The organism is Bradyrhizobium sp. CCBAU 051011 (genome assembly GCF_009930815.1).
Lineage (GTDB): Bacteria > Pseudomonadota > Alphaproteobacteria > Rhizobiales > Xanthobacteraceae > Bradyrhizobium.
The window spans coordinates 684018-700211 of the sequence record NZ_CP022222.1 but is presented as its reverse complement, the minus strand read 5'-3'; the positions used below and the strand labels follow the sequence as shown (position 1 = coordinate 700211).

The following is a 16194-nucleotide window of genomic DNA, read 5'->3' as shown; positions in this document are numbered from 1 at the left end:
TTGCGTGAGAATGCGCCTTGAGCGAAGCGCGCGCGCGTTACCGCTTTGACAGCCCATCCGCATAAGCCTGATAGCCATTTCATCTGTATTCGAGAGACCATTCATGCCCCGCGATAGCGATAAAAACAACGATTCCCGCGGCCGGCGTGATCGACCCGGCGGCAAGGACCGCACCGGCGGAGGCAAGGGCCGCTCCGGGGCGGCGAGGGGGCCTGAGAAGAAGTTCGCCAAGCGCGGGTTTGGCGCCAGGGACGATGGTGACAAGCGGGACGGCGATCGGCGGCCGTATGCCGGGAAGTCGGACGGCGCAAAATCGTTCGGCAAGAAGCCCTACGCCGGCAAACGGGAAGGTGGTTCGTTCCGCCGCGACGATGACCGTCCGCCGCGCCGGGATATTGGCGATCGGCCACGGGCGCGATTTGACCGGGACGACCGGCCACGCGGCGATCGACCAGAGCGTGGTCCGCGTAAGGACTTTCGTCCACGCGAGGATCGCGACGGCGAGAAGCGCTCGTTCAAGCCGCGCGGCGAGCGACCGAACTATGATCGCGACGATCGCCCGTCGCGCCGTAGCCGCGACGACGCGCGTCCGGCCGGGCGTTCCCAGGACAAAAAATTCGGCGACAAGCGGCCTTATACGCCGCGTGGGGAAGGGTTCCGGAAGGATGGCGACCGTCCGCGCGGCGATCGCTCGTATGGCGATCGGCCTTCCCGCGATGGCGAGAAGCGATTTTCGCGCGGGCCGCGCAAGGATTTTGGTGACCGCCCCGAGCGTGGTGAAGACAAGCCGTGGCAAAAGCGCGACGAACGCGGCGGACGCGATTCCCGTCCCCCGCGCGAGGGTGCGCGCAACTTCGACAAGCCGCGTTTCGATAGATCGCGCGACGATCGCGGCGGCGACGAGCGTCCGCGGTTTGCGCGCTCGCGCGAGGATCGACCGAAATTCGATCGTCCGCGTGAGCGGCGTGACGGTGACCGTGAGCGGCCTGCAGGCCGCACCGAGTGGCAGGAGCATCCGCGCAGCGAGGGGCGGTTCAGCGACCGGCCGCGCCGCGACAATGAGGACGACAGCAGGGTTTTTGCAAAGCGCCCGGCGTTTGGCGGCCGCGGCGCCTATCGCGAGCGCACGCCGGATTTCGACAAGCGCGCCCCCCGCGCGGAGCCGAAGCCGAAAAAGGCCGGTGAACGCATCGCCAAGGTGCTGGCGCGCGCCGGCCTTGCTTCGCGCCGCGATGCCGAGGAAATGGTCACGCAGGGCCGCGTCACCGTCAACGGCCGCGTCATCAATTCGCCGGCGCTCGACGTCACCGCCCATGACGTGATTGCGCTCGACGGCAAGGTACTGCCGCCGCGTGAGCGCACGCGGCTGTTCATGTATCACAAGCCACGCGGGCTGATGACCACGCATGCCGACCCCGAGGGGCGGCCGACCGTGTTCGACAACCTGCCGGAAGGCTTGCCGCGGCTGATCTCGATCGGCCGGCTCGATTTCAACACCGAGGGGCTCTTGCTGCTGACCAACGACGGCGGGCTCGCGCGCGCGCTCGAATTGCCGGACACGGGCTGGCTCAGGCGTTACCGCGTGCGCGCCCATGGCGAGGTGACGCAGGCGCAGCTCGATGAACTCAAGAAAGGCATCGAGGTCGATGGCGTCAAATACGGGCCGATCGACGCAACGCTTGAGCGTGACCAGGGCGCCAATGTCTGGCTGGTGTTCGCGATCCGCGAGGGCAAGAACCGCGAGGTACGCAACGTCATGGCGCATCTCGGTCTTGAGGTGAACCGGCTGATCCGCGTTTCCTACGGACCGTTCCAGCTTGGTGAGCTTGACGAGGGGCAGGTCGAGGAGGTCAAGACCCGCGTGCTGCGCGAACAGCTCGGCGAGAAGATCGCAACGCTCGCCGGCGCCGATTTCAACCGGCCGATGCCGGGCGAAAAGTCCGACGACGAAGAGATTGACGCGCCGCGCGGCAAGAAACCGTTCAAGCCGGCCGGCAAAAGCGCGCTGATCGCCGACCGCAAGGGCCGCCGCGTGCTGGTGCAGCGCACTGGCAGCGAGGAAGCCCGCGCGCGCAACGAGGGCGAGGCCAATGGCTACGGCCCGCCGCGGCGCCCCAAGCGCGGCTATCACGGCAAGCGCGATCTGAAGCCGCGGGACGAGTAGCTGGGCTATGCGCGTCGTCGGTGGACGATTGAAGGGCCGTAACCTGGCCTCTCCTTCTTCGCAGGCGATCCGTCCGACGGCGGATCGCCTGCGCGAGTCCGTGTTCAACATCCTGATCCACGCCTATGACGACCCGATCGAAGGCGCGCGCGTGCTCGACCTGTTCGCCGGCACCGGCGCGCTTGGCATCGAGGCAGTCTCGCGGGGGGCAAGCTTCACGCTGTTCGTCGACAATGGCGCCGAGGCACGCGCGCTGCTGCGCAACAATGTCGAGGCGCTGGGCTTGGGCGGCGTCACAAAAGTCTATCGCCGCGACGCGACCAATCTGGGACCGGCGCATCCGGTCGAGCCGTTCTCGCTGGCCTTTCTCGATCCGCCCTACGGCAAGGGACTTGCGGAGAAGGCACTGGCCTCGCTGCGCGACGGCGGCTGGCTGACGCCGGGTGCGCTATTGGTGGTGGAGGAGGCGAAGGCTGCGGCGTTCGTCGCGCCTGAGGGATTCGAGGAGCTGGAACGGCGGGCGTATGATGATACGGAGTTCGTATTTTTGCGAGGTCCGTAGGGTGGGCAAAGGCGCACTCGCGCCGTGTCCACCATCAGGCAACGTGCTCGTAATGGTGGGCACGCTTCGCTTTGCCCACCCTCATATGAGGGCTTTCGAGTCAAGCGTGCCGACTGGTGGCTTGGATGTGAATTTTGTATTCGGTGGAGTGGCGGCGCGCGGAGCCATGCGTAGCGCAGCGTGCCGCCGCGGTCGGTGCGCTCAGGAACTGGCTTCCGACGATTTATGCAGCGTCTCACTGCATCACCTCATATCCGGTCGGGCGTACAGCCCGGTACCCACATTCCGCATGCATGCGGCGAGGAAGCCACGAGGATGAGACCCATCTACGAAACGGCCTGTTGATTTGGCCCGAGGGTGGCACGGTCATCATCCATTCCGCGCGGACCGCGGCCGATGCCGCGACGCCTTGGCGTTGGTTGAAGCGGTTACGCCTTTGCGGTCTTGAGTCTTGCGCCATCCGGCACAAGCCCGGTCGTGAGATAGCGCCAGAGCGCCACCACCAGCTTGCGCGCCAGGGCCACGATGGCGACGCGCTTGATGCGCTTGCCGGCATTGAGCGTGCGTCGCCGGTACTCTTGGGTGAGTTTGCTGTCCGGCTGATGCCGCAGCCACAGCCAGGCCAGTTCGATCGCGGCACAGCGGGCGCGTGGATTGCCCGCCTTGCTGATCCCCTGGTCGCGGTCGACCCCGCCGCTCTGCCACGGACTGGGCGTCAACCCGAAATAGCTCCCAACCTCACGCCGGTTACGGAAGTCCTTGTAGAACACCTCGTTGGTCAGCGTCGTCGCGAACGCAGGGCCGAGGCATTTGAGCCGGAGCAACAGCTCGCTACGCTCGGTCATCTGCGCCGCCCCAGGGGTTGGATCCGCTGAGGCCTGCTGCGCGAGTGCCTCAAGCCGTTCGCGCACCAGCATCAGTCGCGCGTGTTCGTGCCTGATCTCGCTCAGCATCCGTGGCGGCACCGCCTGGCCCTGCCAATCCCGCTGCACCGCCAGCCAGCTCAGCCAGTCGCGCCGGCGCGGATTCCCGACCGCCATGCCCAACAGCCGCAGCAGCGCCTTGATCCGGCTGGTGTGAGCGGTCTGTTCCTTGACCAGCCGGCCGCGTTCGCGGCTGGCGCGGCGGGCGTCCTCTTGCTCCGGCGCCGGCACCCGCACGATCCGCACCACCCGTGGCTCACCGCGCAGATACGCCATCAGCGAGATTTGCGGAGCGACAGTTGGAGCAGACGGAGATTTCGCCAACTACGTTTGCGTCACAACGATGACACTTGCCGCGCTCGCGAGTGATATGAAACGACAGGGCCTTGGCCTCACGGAGATAAAAACCAAATCTTGAAACGGCAAGCTTTGCACATTTCAGGCCGCTGGATCGACGTTCGTCAGCAAGCGCCGCTTTATCTTGTAACGATAGAGATTGTGGCCAAACAACATTCTGTCTGCACTTTGCGCACGCCACGTACGGTCGCCCGTTGGGTTCGATGATTGTCATTGAGGCCTTACCGCCGCCCGAACAGCTTCTCGATATCGCTCAGCTTCAATTCCACATAGGTCGGGCGGCCGTGGTTGCACTGGCCGGAATTCGGTGTGTCTTCCATCTCGCGAAGCAGCGCGTTCATCTCTTCGGGCTTGAGGCGTCTTCCGGCGCGGACCGAGCCGTGGCAGGCCATGGTGGCGGAGACATGCATCAGGCGGCGCTCCAGCGGCAGCGCCTCGTCCCATTCGGCCATGTGCTCGGCAAGATCGCGCAATAGTCCGGCGGCATTCGCCTTGCCGAGCAGCGACGGCGTCTCGCGCACCGCGACCGCGCCGGGGCCAAAGGATTCGATCGCCAGGCCAAACGATGCCAGCTCTTCGGCGCGATCGAGCAGTTTTTCGACGGTGGCCTCATCAAGCTCGACAATCTCCGGGATCAGCAAAATCTGCCGCTGTACGCCATTCTTCGCCAGCGAAGCCTTCAGCTTCTCGTAGACGATACGCTCGTGCGCGGCGTGCTGGTCCACGACGATCAGGCCGTCGCGGGTCTGCGAGACGATGTAGGTCTCGTGAATCTGGGTGCGCGCCGCACCGAGCGGGCGGTCGAGCAGGTCGGCTGCGGGCTGCGCCTCGAAGCGCACGTCGGCGGTTGGCGTGCCGACATCGAAGGCGGCCTGTCCCGCTTCGGCGAGGGCCGTTGCAGCAGCGCCTTCGAACGAGGTCGCGGGCCGCACCGGATAGGCCGGTGAACTCCGCCAATCCCAGTTGGTCGGGCGGGGCGCAAAAGACGGACGGAACGCCGACAGCGCGGCGCCATCGGTATTCGCCGCGGTGCGCCGGCCCTCGCGGGCAAGCCCGTCTTTCAGCGCATGCACGATCAGCGCGCGGACGAGGCCGGCGTTGCGAAACCGAACCTCGGTCTTGGCCGGATGCACATTGGCGTCGACCTCCTGCGGTGCGAGCGTCACGAACAGCGCCACGACGGGATGGCGGTCGCGCGGCAGGTAATCCGAATAGGCCGCGCGCACCGCGCCGAGAATGAGCTTGTCGCGCACCGGGCGGCCGTTGACGAACAGATACTGCCCGAGCGCATTCGCGCGCGTCAGCGAGGGGGCTGCGGCGAAACCCTCGACCACGACGCCTTCGCGCTCGGCGCGCACTTCGATGGCGCAAGAGCGAAAGTCGCTGCCCAGGATGTCACCGAGCCGCGTCAGCCGGCCTGCAGCGCCGGGCAGCGCTGCGGCCCATGTCACCGGCGCGCGCTCCTCGCCGGCCAGCGTGAAGGCGATATCGGGTCGTGCCATCGCGAGCCGCCGGACCACTTCGCGGATCGCCTCGGCCTCGGTGCGGTCGGTCTTGAGGAATTTTAGCCGCGCCGGTGTCGCATAAAAGAGATCGCTGACCTCGACTCGAGTGCCTTGCGACAGCGCGGCCGGCATGATCTCCGATTTCGCGCCGCCTTCGACCGACAGCGACCAGGCATGCGGCTCGCTGGCGTGGCGCGTGGTGATGCCGAGCTTTGCCACCGCGCCGATCGAGGGCAGCGCCTCACCGCGAAAGCCCAGCGTGCGAATGCGCAGGAGATCCTCGTCGTCGAGCTTGGAAGTGGCGTGGCGATCGACCGCGAGCGCGAGATCGGCAGAGGTCATGCCGCTGCCGTCGTCGGTGATGCCGATGCGGCGCCTGCCGCCACCGTCGGTGAAGACGTCGACGCGGCTGGCGCCGGCGTCGATGGCGTTCTCGACCACCTCCTTGACCACGCTCGCCGGACGCTCGACCACTTCGCCGGCGGCGATGCGGTTGACGACCTGTTCGGGGAGCTGGCGGACGGGCATGAATTTTCGAGGACTCGATTCGAAGGTCGGGTGAGCGATTTTAGGCGGCTAGCGCATCAAATGCATGCATCAAAATATTTTTACGGAACTTTTCGGGTGCTGCAGGGGCGTCGCATATGCGGTCAGTCGATGGCCAAGGATTCGCAAAATGACCCTGAAATCCCTGCACGATCACCACATCGCGCGGCTTGCATGGCGCCCGCGTCGTTCGCCACGCGACTGATCCGGCGACGAGCATGTTCGGCCGCGAACGGCGCATTGAAGTAGCCGAACTGTTTGCCGCCAACCAAACCTGGGAGAAATGGATGAAGCTAGTGAAAACCTCGGCGATCGCGGTTGCAATCTCGGCCCTGCTTGCCGGCCCCGTACTGGCGCAAGGCGCCTCATCCGACACGCAGATCCGCGGCGGCGCAAAGGGCACGACCCAGATGCAGGGCGGCGCGTCAGGCAGCATCGACGAGGATACGGCGGGCGCCCCCAGCCAGAGGGCCGGCGCGAAGACGGGCAAGGGCACCGTCGGAGCCGGCAGCGGCTCGCCTCACGCAGCGCCGAAGACCACGGGCGGGGCGGCTACCCCTCCTGCGGCCAGCCGGTAGCAGTCATCTGGAGGAAACCCGCCTCCTCCGTCGGGTTGCTCTCCAAACAGAACTCCGGTCGCCATGGGCGGCCGGAGTTTTTTTGTGCCTCCCGCGAACCGAAAAGGCGGCCCGGCGGCTCTAGGGGGAGAGAACGGTTTGAGGTTCTCGCGCACAATCAATGGGAGCTGCTATGTTCTATCGCAAGAATTTGCCGGGTTGGGAGCGAACGACAAGGGTGGTCGCGGGCGCAGCCATGATAGCTTGCGGGCTTCTCGGCCTGCGGGGATTGCCGATCGGCTATTTGATCGCCGGAACGGGAGCAGTGGCGATTATGACCGGATTTATCGGATTTTGTCCGATGTGCGCCCTGGCCGGTCGCAGGTTGCCGTCGCAATGACGGCATTGGCCAGAGCAAGCCGCTGCGATCCCTCGTTGATCGAGGCCGCGCGTGGCGGGGACGAGAGGGCCCTGGCGTTGCTGATATCTGCGGCGCAGCCCGACGTCCGGCGCTATGCCGCGCGCAATTGCCGAATGTCTGACATCGACGATGCGGTGCAGGAAACGCTGTTGCTGCTGTATCGGCGCATCGGCACCTTGCGAGTGGTGACCTCGTTCTCGGCGTGGCTGTTCGCTGTCGCCCGGCGGGCCTGCCATCGCTTGCTGCGAATGTCGGTCGGAATGCCCGACGTGCCCGTCGATACGGCAGACGAACGATGGGCGCGTCTCGCACCCGAAGACATTCGCATGGACCTTTCGCGTGCGATCCAGTCGCTGCCCGGGCACTACCGTGAAGTCATCCTGCTTCGCGATATCGAGGAGTTCTCGATCGACGAGATCGCCGCGGCATCGGTCTGTTCGAAACCGCGCGCGAGGCATCGAAGCGGCGGCGCGACCTCAATCGTCGAAGCGCGATGGACCGCGCCGCGCCTTGATGTCGCTGCGCCGCTTCTTGCCTTCCAGCCGTCGCTGCTTGGAGCCGAAGGTCGGCTTGGTCGCGCGGCGCGGTACCGGGCGGATCAAGGCTTCGCGCAGCATTTCGAGCAGGCGGTCGATGGCGTCGGCCCGGTTGCGCTCCTGGGTGCGGAAGCGCTGGGCGTGGATCACGATCACGCCCTCCTTGGTCATGCGCTGGCCGGCAATCCGGTGCAGCCGCAGCGCGGCATCCTCCGGCAGCGTGATCTTGCGCGTGTCGAAGCGAAGCTGGGCTGCGGTCGAAAGCTTGTTGACGTTCTGTCCGCCGGGGCCGGAGGCGCGGACAAACCCAATCTCGATGTCGTTTTCGTCGATCGTGAGGTCGCGGGAAACCCGCAGCATGGCGTTCACCGGAAATCGTCATGCCCGGGCAAAACCGCGAAGCGCGTCTTCGCGCCAGATGTTCCGGGCATCCACCTCTTACCAGTGTCTAAAGAGAAAAACACGTGGATGGCCGGGGACAGGCGAGCAGAAGCGACGCCGTCCGTCGAACGGCTATGCCCGGCCATGACGGCAAAGGGTGGAAGGGTGAACGCCTCAATTCGCCTTTGGCGGCGCGGCGACCGGTTGAGCGGCGGCCTGCGGGGCGCGGCCGACGATGACGGTGAGGAGGCCCTGGCCCCACAGCTTCTGGGCGGTCTTTTTGGCATCATCGAGCGTCACGGCGTCGACGAGGGCGTTGCGCTTCTCGATGTAGTCGATCGGCAGCTTGTCGAGCTGGTATTGCAGCAGCGCCTGCGCGAGCTTCGAGGAGGTATCGAGCGCCAGCATCTGCGAGCCCTTGAGATAGGACGTGGCCTCGTCCAGTTCCTTCTGGGTCGGGCCTTCCTCGGCGATGCGGCGGATTTCCTGCTCGATCGCATCGACCGTCTCGCCGGCGCGGTCGGCGCGGGTGCCGGTATTGCCGATGAACAGCGCGGAGCGATCCATCCAGAGCAGGGATTCGTAGACCGAATAGGCAAGGCCGCGCTTTTCGCGCACCTCCTTGTAGAGCCGCGACGACGAGCCGCCGCCCAGGATGTGGTTCACGACATAGGCGGCCATGAAATTCGGATCGTGGCGTCGAATACCGGGGCCGCCGAACGTCACTACGGTCTGCGGCACGTCGAGTGGCACAAACGCGCGCTGCGGCGGTTTGGTGGCCTCGACCTCGGCCACCGGCGTCAGGCTGGCCTTGGCCGGCAATCCGCCGAACGTCTGGTCCAGCAGCTTGCCGAGCGTGTCGGCATCGACATCGCCGACCACGGCGATCCGCAACGTATCCTTGGCGATCACGCGGCGGACGTAATCCTTCATGTCGGCGACATCGATCTTCGGCACGCTGTCGAGCGTACCGTTGCTCTGCCTGCCATAGGGATGATCGCCGAAGGCGACTTCGAGGAATTTGCGGCTCGCCAGCGAGGTCGGGTTGGTGGTGTCACGGCGCAGCCCCGAGAGGATCTGTGCGCGAATGCGCTCGACGTCGCTGGTGTCGAAACGCGGCGAGGTCAGCGCCAGATGCAGAAGGCCGAAAGCCTCGTCCTTGTTGTCCTTGAGCATGCGGAGCGAGCCGCGGAAATAATCCCGGGTCGACGAGAAGCTCAGCTCGATGGCGCGGCGCTCGAGGCGCTCATGGAAGGTCTTGGAATCGAGCTCGCCGGAGCCCTCATCAAGCAGGGCGGCGACCATGTTGCCGACGCCGGACTTGCCGGCAGGATCCTGGGCGGCGCCGCCGCCGAAGGCGTATTCCATCGCGATCAGGGGCACGGTGGCATCCTGCACGAACCAGGCCTCGATGCCGCCGGGCGAGACCAGCCGCTGAATCTTGGCCGCGGCATGCGACGGGTTCGCCGCCAGCACCAGCAGCACGGCGCCGGCGATCAGGGTGGAAGCGAGGCGCTGCGCGCCAATCGAAAAACGGATCACGAGCGCTTCTCCTCGCGTTTCGGCGCAGCATCCTTGATCAGATAGCCGGTCACCGAGCGTTTCTTGTCGAGCCATTTCTGGGCCGCGTCCCGAACCTGTTCGGCGGTGACGGCGCGAATCCGTTCCGGCCAGCTCCTGATGTCGTCGATCGACAGCCCCGTGGTCAGCGCGCCGCCATACCAGCGCGCCAGCGTGGCCTGATTGTCCTGGGCGTAGATCGCTTCCGCAATCAACTGGGTCTTGACCCGCTCGAGATCTTCGGCGCGGGCGGGATTCTGGATGACCTCCGCGATCACGCCGTCGATCACCTGCTCTACTTGCGAAAACTCAACGCCGGGCTTTGGCGAAGCCGAGATCGAGAATTGCGTGGGGTCCAGTGAGGTGCCCTGATAACCGGCACCGGCGCTGATCGCGAGCTGGCGGTCGATCACCAGCGCCCGATAGAGATAGGAATTGGAGCCGCCGCCCATCAGTTGCGCGAGCACGTCGAGCGCCGGGCCTTCGCCAGCCGCCGCTGTGGCAGAGGAGGGGACCAGGTAATAGCGCCGCAGGCTGGTCTGCTCGACGCGCGGATCGGACAGCGTCACCGTGCGCGGCGCCGCCGGGACCGGCTCCTGCGGACGGACGCGATGCGCTGATATCGCCGGCTGGGCGGGAATGCCGCCGTAGGCCTTCTCCACCATCGCGCGGATTTCCTTGGCGTCGACATCGCCTGCGATCACCAGGATCGCGTTGTTCGGCGCATAGAAGCGCTTGTAGAACGCCAGCGCATCCTCGCGGTCGAGTTTCTCGATCTCCTGGCGCCAGCCGATCACCGGGCGGCCATAGGGGTGGTTGAGATACAGCGCCGCCATGATCTGCTCGGTCAGCCGCGCGTCCGGATTGTTGGCGACCCGCATGTTGAACTCTTCGAGCACGACGTCGCGCTCGGGCAATACGTTCTCATCCTTGAGGATCAGGCCGGTCATGCGGTCGGCCTCGAACTCCATCATCTTCGCCAGTTGCTCGCGCGGCACGCGCTGGAAATAGCCAGTGTAGTCGAGCGAGGTGAAGGCGTTCTCGTTGCCGCCGATCCGCAGCACGGTCTGCGAGAATTCACCGGCGGGATGTTTGGCGGTGCCCTTGAACATCAAATGCTCGAGGAAGTGCGCCAGTCCCGATTTGCCCGGCGTCTCGTCGGCGGAGCCGACCTTGTACCAGATCATCTGCGTGACGACGGGGGTGCGGTGATCGGGGATCACCACCACTTGCAGGCCGTTGTCGAGGGTGAAGCTGGCGGGACGTTCCGACGTGACCGTGGTCTGGGCAGTCGCGCTGCCGGCGGAGAAAGCAAACGTCGAGATGAAGGCTGCAACGAGCGAGGCGGCAAAACGGTGCGATGACATCATGACCTATCTGGCGCGTAATTCCGCAAAAGGCGTTACCGGTCCTGCGACTGGAATTCGCGCAAATGTTTGAAGCGAAACCCGAACAAGATGGTTCGGAACGAAGCCGCGGCATCGTACACCGCGCCGGCGCCGGCAATCGTCACGAAGGCGAGAGATGAGCTTAACTCTTCGCCATGCTTAACTATTCGCCATACTTGCCCTTGGCCGGGTTGTATTCCTTGTTCAGCGATTCCTTCGGCCCGGTGCCGTAGGCATAGTTCGGCGATGGCGTCTGGTAGCCGGGCGGCGGCTGGGTCAGCGAGTCGCGCGTCGGTTCGCTCTTGAAGGTGGCCGTCTCGGACTTGTTGCCGCCGAACAGGCCGCTGAAGCCGCCGGTATAGCCGAGCTGCGACGGGCTCAGGATCGGATTGTTGTTCGAGGTGCCGGGCTGCACCGGATCGTTGTCCTTGCGCGAGGGCGCCGCGGTCTTGCCTACCGCGAGTTCAGCCGGGGTGAGGATGCGGGCCGCTTCACGCGGGTCCTTGTTCTCTTTCTTGCGTGCCGCGATCGCGGCCTTGCGGCGCTGCTCGTCGGGATCCTTGGGCCAGTTCGGCGCCTTCGCTTCAGCCGCGGTGGTCGATGGGGGCGGCAGATCGAGCTTGGGCGGAACCACCAGCGGCGAGCGCTCGCGGTATTCGATGCCGCGGTTTTCCATGTTGGTGCCGCCGATGCCGCGCATGATGCCTTCGATGATCTTTTCCTCGAAGGTCTTGTCGTCCTCGTCCTCGTCATCGGCCGCGCGCACCGGGCCGGCGGCCATCACAAGGCCGATGCCGAGGGAAATAGCGGCCAAGCGCAGCGTCCGGCTCAACGAGGGGATCTGCATCATCCAGAAGCGGGCTTCGGTCTCGCGCATCGCGCTGTTCCCATTCACAATTTCTGCAACATAGGGGGCCCGGCCTGAGGGCCGTACCAGCTTCATACCCTAAGGGTCCTTTCGGCCGGGATCAGGGCGCTTTTGCGGCGGGTACCCCCAGGAACGAGTCATACAATAGGCCCGCTACCCCGGCAACAATGGCCACATCCGCGAGGTTAAACACGTACCAATTGAAGGTTTTTCCCCCGATCTCGATGTGGAACAGGGCAAAATCGACCACCGCGCCGTGCAGAAAGCGGTCGATGCCGTTGCCGACTGCTCCGCCGATGATCAGACCCAGCGCCAGCGTCGCCAGCAGCGTGCTGGAGCGCGCCATCCAGATCCCCAGCACGATCACCGCAACCGCCTTGATCGCCATCAGCGCGATCTGGGCGAGCTGGTTGTCCGTCTGGAACCAGCCAAAGCTGATCCCGACATTCCAGGCCAGCACCAGGTCGAAGAACGGCGTGACGCGGACCGCGCCGCGATTGGCGAGGTCGAACACATAGAGCAGCCAGAGTTTCGAGGCCTGGTCCAGCACCAGCGTCGCAACCGCGGCAATGACCCCGGCGCGCAGGTGAGGGGTGCGTGCGTGTTCGAGGCCAGACACTTATCTGGCCTTCTTTTTCTTCTTCTTTGCCTTGGCCGCCGGCGGCTTTTTCCCTGCCTTCTTGGCGGTCTTCTTGCTGGCTTGCTTTACGGCCTTCTTTGTCGCCTTCTTGGCCGCCTTCGTTGCCGAAGGAGCTTTGGATTTGGCGGACTTCTTGGCTTTCGCTTTCTTGGCCTTGGTTTTCTTTGCCTTGGTCTTCTTGGCGCTAGCTGGCTTGATCGTCGTTTTGTTGGCCGTAGTTTTCTTGGTCTTGGCTTTCTTGGCCGGGGCCTTCTTGACTTCCGCGGTACCGCTTTCAGGCTTGGCTTCGGCAGCCTTGTTGGCTGCCGTGGCCTTGTCGGTCGTTTCCGCAGCCGTGGCTTTCGCAGGCTTCTTGGCTCTGACCTTCTTGCTGGTCTGATCCGCGGTCACCTCTGCTGAATCAGCCTGCTCCGGCACTTCCTCCGTTGGCTGCACTGGTTCGACAACTTGCTTCTCGACCAACGCGACGGGCTTGGCGCGTGCTTCAACCGCAGCAACCGGCTTCACGCCCTCGGCTAGCGCCTTCCATTCCCGCAAGGCCTGCGCATCGCGCGGGGAGACGTCGGGATATTCGGCGTCTTCGCCGACGGTTGGCAGGATCTTCCAGGAGCGCGCGCATTTGGTGCCCATGGCCTTTTCGACCACGACGGCAACGCCAGGCACGTCGGCGAGGGTGAATGCGCTTGCCGGCGCGTCGTCATTGGTCACCATCGCGTTCGAGGTGATGCAGACTTCCGCCAGGTCGATGTCGATCAGCGTGTTGAAGATGTTCTTGTCCGACACGTAGACCAAGGGCGACGCCTCCAGCGAGGAGCCGATGTTCTTGGCGGCGCGTTCCAGTTCAAGTGCACCAGTGACGACGCGGCGGACATCGCGGATGGTCTCCCATTTCGCGGCGAGTGCTTCGTCGCGGAACTGGTCAAACCCTTCCGGAAACAGCGTCAGATGCACCGAGGCTTCCGCCTCCGGCTTGTACATCCGCCACGCTTCTTCGGTCGTGAAGCTGAGCACCGGCGCCAGCCAGCGCAGGATCGCGTCACAGATGATGTCGATCGCGGTCAGCGCCGCCTTGCGCGCGACCGATGACGGCGGATCGCAATAGAGCGTGTCCTTGCGGATGTCGAAATAGAACGCCGACAATTCGGTGTTCATGAACGCCGCAAGTGTCGCGACCACTGTCTTGTAGTCGAACTCGGCATAGGCCTGGCGCACGGTTGCCGCGCGTTTGGCGAGTTCGTGCAACATCAGCCGCTCCAGCTCGGGCATGTCGCCATGGGCGACCGCATCACTGGGGTCGAAATGACGCAGCGTGCCGAGCATCCAGCGGATCGAGTTCCGCAGCTTGCGGTAGGTCTCGATGGTGTTCTTCAGGATCTCGGGGCCGATGCGCTGGTCGTCGGCATAGTCGGTGGCGCAGACCCAGAGACGCAGGATATCCGCGCCCGAATCCTTCATCACCTTCTGCGGCTCGACGGTGTTGCCGAGCGATTTCGACATCTTGCGGCCGTTCTCGTCCAGCGTGAAGCCATGGGTGAGCACGACATCATAGGGCGCGCGGCCACGCGTGCCGGCGCTTTCCAGCAGCGAGGAATGAAACCAGCCGCGATGCTGGTCGCTGCCTTCGAGATACATCACGGTATCTTCGCCGCCATCGACCTTGCGGACGATGTTGCCGAGGCTGGGAAAATTCTGTCGGTCTTCCAGCACGAAGGCGTGGGTCGAGCCGGAATCGAACCAGACGTCGCAGATGTCGTCGACCTTCTTCCAGTCCTCAGCCGCGCGGTCCCCGAGGAAGCGCTCGCGGGCGCCTTCCATGTACCACGCATCGGCGCCTTCTTCCGCGAAGGCTTCGCAGATACGCTGGTTGACGATTTCGTCCTGCAGGATTTCAGCCGAGCCGTCGCCCCTCTCGCGCACGAACACGGCGATCGGCACGCCCCAGGCGCGCTGGCGCGAGATCACCCAGTCGGGGCGGCCGGCGATCATGCCGTTGATGCGGTTCTGGCCGGCGGGCGGCACCCACTGCGTCACCGAGATCGCGTGCAGCGCGCGGGCGCGCAGCGTGTCGCCGGGCCTGGTCTTGCCATCCACCGCAATGTCCTTGTCCATCGCGATGAACCATTGCGGCGTGTTGCGGAAGATCACTGGCTTCTTCGAGCGCCAGGAATGCGGATATTGATGCTTGAGCCGGCCGCGCGCGAGCAGCTTGCCGGCTTCGACCAGCGCCTTGATGACGGCCTCGTTGGCGTCGCCCTTCTCGCCCTTGTCGTTGATGACGCGCTTGCCGGTGAAGCCCGGTGCATGATCGGTGTAAGCGCCGTTCTCGTCGACAGTGTAGGGGATCACGGGGTGGATGCCTCGGGCCTCCAGCTCGCGCACGTTCGCGATCCAGGCGTCGAAGTCCTCGCGGCCGTGGCCCGGTGCGGTATGGACGAAGCCGGTGCCGGTGTCATCGGTGACGTGGTCACCGGACAACAGCGGCACGGTGAACTCATATCCGCCGCTGAAGCCTCGCAACGGATGGGCACATTCCACCGCGTCGAGCGTGTCGCCGGGCAGGTCGCGCAGCTTCTCGTAGGCGGTGACGCGCGCCTGCTTGAATACTTCTCCAGCAAGCGCGTCGGCAAGGATCAGGAGATCGCCGGTCTTTGCCCAATTGTCAGCGGGTGCATCGGTGACCTTGTAAAGGCCATAAGCGATCTTCGGCGAGAACGAGATGGCGCGGTTGCCCGGCAGCGTCCACGGCGTGGTGGTCCAGATCACCACGGACGCTTCCGCCAGCACGCCATGCGCGGGCGAGGTGACCGGAAATTTCACCCACACCATGTCGGAGGTGTAATCCTCGTATTCGACCTCGGCCTCCGCCAGCGCCGTCTTCTCCACCACGCTCCACATCACCGGCTTGGAGCCGCGATAGAGCGTGCCGTTGGCGGCGAACTTCATCAATTCGCGCGCGATCTGCGCTTCGGCCGGATAGCTCATGGTGGCGTAGGGATGGTCCCAGTCGCCGATGATGCCGAGCCGCTTGAACTCCTCGCGCTGCACGTTGAGCCAGTGCGTCGCATAGGCGCGGCACTCTTTCCGGAACGCCACCATCGCCGTGGAGTCGCGGAAGTCCGGCTTCGGCTTGCCCTTGGAGCGGTAGTTCTCTTCCTCGATCTTCCACTCGATCGGCAGCCCATGACAGTCCCAGCCGGGCACGTAGTTGGAATCGAAGCCGAGCATCTGCTGGCTCTTGGTGACAACGTCCTTGAGGATCTTGTTCAGCGCGTGGCCGATATGGATGTTGCCGTTGGCGTAGGGCGGCCCGTCATGCAGCACGAACTTGGCGCGGCCCTCGGCACTCTCGCGCAGCTTTCCGTAGAGGTCGATCTCGTTCCAATATTTGAGGATCTCCGGCTCGCGCTGCGGCAGGCCGGCGCGCATCGGGAATTCCGTCTGCGGCAGGAACAGGGTTTTCGAATAGTCTGTGACGTCGGACTTTTGCGGCTGTTGGGACATGAATGCTCTGGTTGGCTCGAAGGCGGCGCTGAAAAGCGGATATTGCGGGGTGAACAGGAAAATCCCGGTCTTGCGCCGAGCCAAAGCTCAGGCGGAAGCCGGGCCGCTAATGCTGATGGTGCGCCGCGCAAACATGGGGCTTTCCATAGCAGGGGGCCGGGAAAATCGCAAAGGGCGACGCCTCAAGCCTTATTCTTCGTGGGCGGTCAGTCGACATTCCCTCCATGGACCGGCATCGGTCGTCACCGCGGTCATCGGGCCGTGGCGCCGGATACTTCGATGCGG

The 16194-nt window shown here is 64.8% G+C and carries 11 protein-coding genes and 2 pseudogenes; 5 read left to right on the top strand and 8 right to left on the bottom strand.

The window, feature by feature from the left end:
• Positions 1 to 103: 103 nt before the first annotated feature.
• Together ACH79_RS03405 and rsmD are read left to right on the top strand one after the other, a co-directional pair.
• Positions 104 to 2164, top strand: a complete 2061-nt coding sequence (locus ACH79_RS03405) for a pseudouridine synthase (protein WP_161849761.1) — start codon at positions 104 to 106, stop codon at positions 2162 to 2164.
• A gap of 7 nt (positions 2165 to 2171) precedes the next feature.
• Positions 2172 to 2726 (top strand): 16S rRNA (guanine(966)-N(2))-methyltransferase RsmD, encoded by a 555-nt coding sequence (rsmD, locus tag ACH79_RS03400; RefSeq protein ID WP_161849760.1) that lies wholly within the window; start codon positions 2172 to 2174, stop codon positions 2724 to 2726.
• A 428-nt stretch (positions 2727 to 3154) separates the two neighbouring features.
• Here the strand turns inward: rsmD and ACH79_RS03395 are convergent, their stop codons facing one another.
• Together ACH79_RS03395 and mutL are read right to left on the bottom strand one after the other, a co-directional pair.
• Positions 3155 to 3925, bottom strand: coding sequence for an IS110 family transposase (locus ACH79_RS03395; protein WP_161849759.1), 771 nt, complete (start codon positions 3923 to 3925; stop codon positions 3155 to 3157).
• A 302-nt stretch (positions 3926 to 4227) separates the two neighbouring features.
• Positions 4228 to 6039, bottom strand: a complete 1812-nt coding sequence (gene mutL, locus ACH79_RS03390) for a DNA mismatch repair endonuclease MutL (RefSeq protein ID WP_161849758.1) — start codon at positions 6037 to 6039, stop codon at positions 4228 to 4230.
• Positions 6040 to 6344: 305 nt separating this feature from the next.
• Between mutL and ACH79_RS03385 the strand changes: the two genes are divergently transcribed.
• From ACH79_RS03385 to ACH79_RS44985, 3 genes and pseudogenes are all read left to right on the top strand, one after another.
• On the top strand, positions 6345 to 6635 hold the full coding sequence (locus tag ACH79_RS03385; protein ID WP_161849757.1) for a hypothetical protein: 291 nt from the start codon (positions 6345 to 6347) through the stop codon (positions 6633 to 6635).
• A gap of 172 nt (positions 6636 to 6807) precedes the next feature.
• Entirely contained in the window at positions 6808 to 7014 is a 207-nt protein-coding gene (locus ACH79_RS03380) for a DUF2892 domain-containing protein (RefSeq protein ID WP_161849756.1), read from the top strand.
• A pseudogene (locus tag ACH79_RS44985) lies at positions 7011 to 7430 on the top strand (RNA polymerase sigma factor); the annotation flags it as partial. The gene ACH79_RS03380 and the pseudogene ACH79_RS44985, both read left to right, overlap by 4 nt.
• 81 nt (positions 7431 to 7511) lie before the next feature.
• Here the strand turns inward: ACH79_RS44985 and arfB are convergent.
• From arfB to ileS, 6 genes and pseudogenes are all read right to left on the bottom strand, one after another.
• On the bottom strand, positions 7512 to 7931 hold the full coding sequence (gene arfB, locus ACH79_RS03370) for an alternative ribosome rescue aminoacyl-tRNA hydrolase ArfB (protein ID WP_161849755.1): 420 nt from the start codon (positions 7929 to 7931) through the stop codon (positions 7512 to 7514).
• Positions 7932 to 8126: 195 nt separating this feature from the next.
• Positions 8127 to 9494: a M16 family metallopeptidase gene (locus ACH79_RS03365; RefSeq protein WP_371419358.1), complete on the bottom strand. Its 1368-nt coding sequence runs from the start codon at positions 9492 to 9494 to the stop codon at positions 8127 to 8129.
• Positions 9491 to 10882, bottom strand: coding sequence for a M16 family metallopeptidase (locus ACH79_RS03360; RefSeq protein ID WP_371419357.1), 1392 nt, complete (start codon positions 10880 to 10882; stop codon positions 9491 to 9493). Before ACH79_RS03360 ends, ACH79_RS03365 begins: the two co-directional genes overlap by 4 nt.
• Positions 10883 to 11063: 181 nt before the next feature.
• The gene (locus ACH79_RS03355; RefSeq protein ID WP_161849752.1) at positions 11064 to 11777 is read right to left on the bottom strand and encodes a hypothetical protein; all 714 of its coding nucleotides are present in this window, start codon (positions 11775 to 11777) and stop codon (positions 11064 to 11066) included.
• A gap of 91 nt (positions 11778 to 11868) precedes the next feature.
• Positions 11869 to 12387 carry a signal peptidase II gene (gene lspA, locus ACH79_RS03350; RefSeq protein ID WP_161849751.1) on the bottom strand — a complete coding sequence of 173 codons (519 nt, stop codon included), beginning with the start codon at positions 12385 to 12387 and terminating at the stop codon, positions 11869 to 11871.
• 525 nt (positions 12388 to 12912) lie between these two features.
• Positions 12913 to 15909: pseudogene (gene ileS / locus ACH79_RS03345) on the bottom strand (isoleucine--tRNA ligase); the annotation flags it as partial.
• Positions 15910 to 16194 lie beyond the last annotated feature (285 nt).

Coding starts and splice junctions, on each gene's coding strand:
- mutL (WP_161849758.1), bottom strand. CDS start 6,039: ATGCCCGTCCGCCAGCTCCCCGAACAGGTCGTCAACCGCATCGCCGCC.
- ACH79_RS03380 (WP_161849756.1), top strand. CDS start 6,808: ATGTTCTATCGCAAGAATTTGCCGGGTTGGGAGCGAACGACAAGGGTG.
- ACH79_RS03385 (WP_161849757.1), top strand. CDS start 6,345: ATGAAGCTAGTGAAAACCTCGGCGATCGCGGTTGCAATCTCGGCCCTG.
- ACH79_RS03360 (WP_371419357.1), bottom strand. CDS start 10,882: ATGATGTCATCGCACCGTTTTGCCGCCTCGCTCGTTGCAGCCTTCATC.
- ACH79_RS03405 (WP_161849761.1), top strand. CDS start 104: ATGCCCCGCGATAGCGATAAAAACAACGATTCCCGCGGCCGGCGTGAT.
- ACH79_RS03395 (WP_161849759.1), bottom strand. CDS start 3,925: ATGGCGTATCTGCGCGGTGAGCCACGGGTGGTGCGGATCGTGCGGGTG.
- ACH79_RS03355 (WP_161849752.1), bottom strand. CDS start 11,777: ATGCGCGAGACCGAAGCCCGCTTCTGGATGATGCAGATCCCCTCGTTG.
- rsmD (WP_161849760.1), top strand. CDS start 2,172: ATGCGCGTCGTCGGTGGACGATTGAAGGGCCGTAACCTGGCCTCTCCT.
- arfB (WP_161849755.1), bottom strand. CDS start 7,931: ATGCTGCGGGTTTCCCGCGACCTCACGATCGACGAAAACGACATCGAG.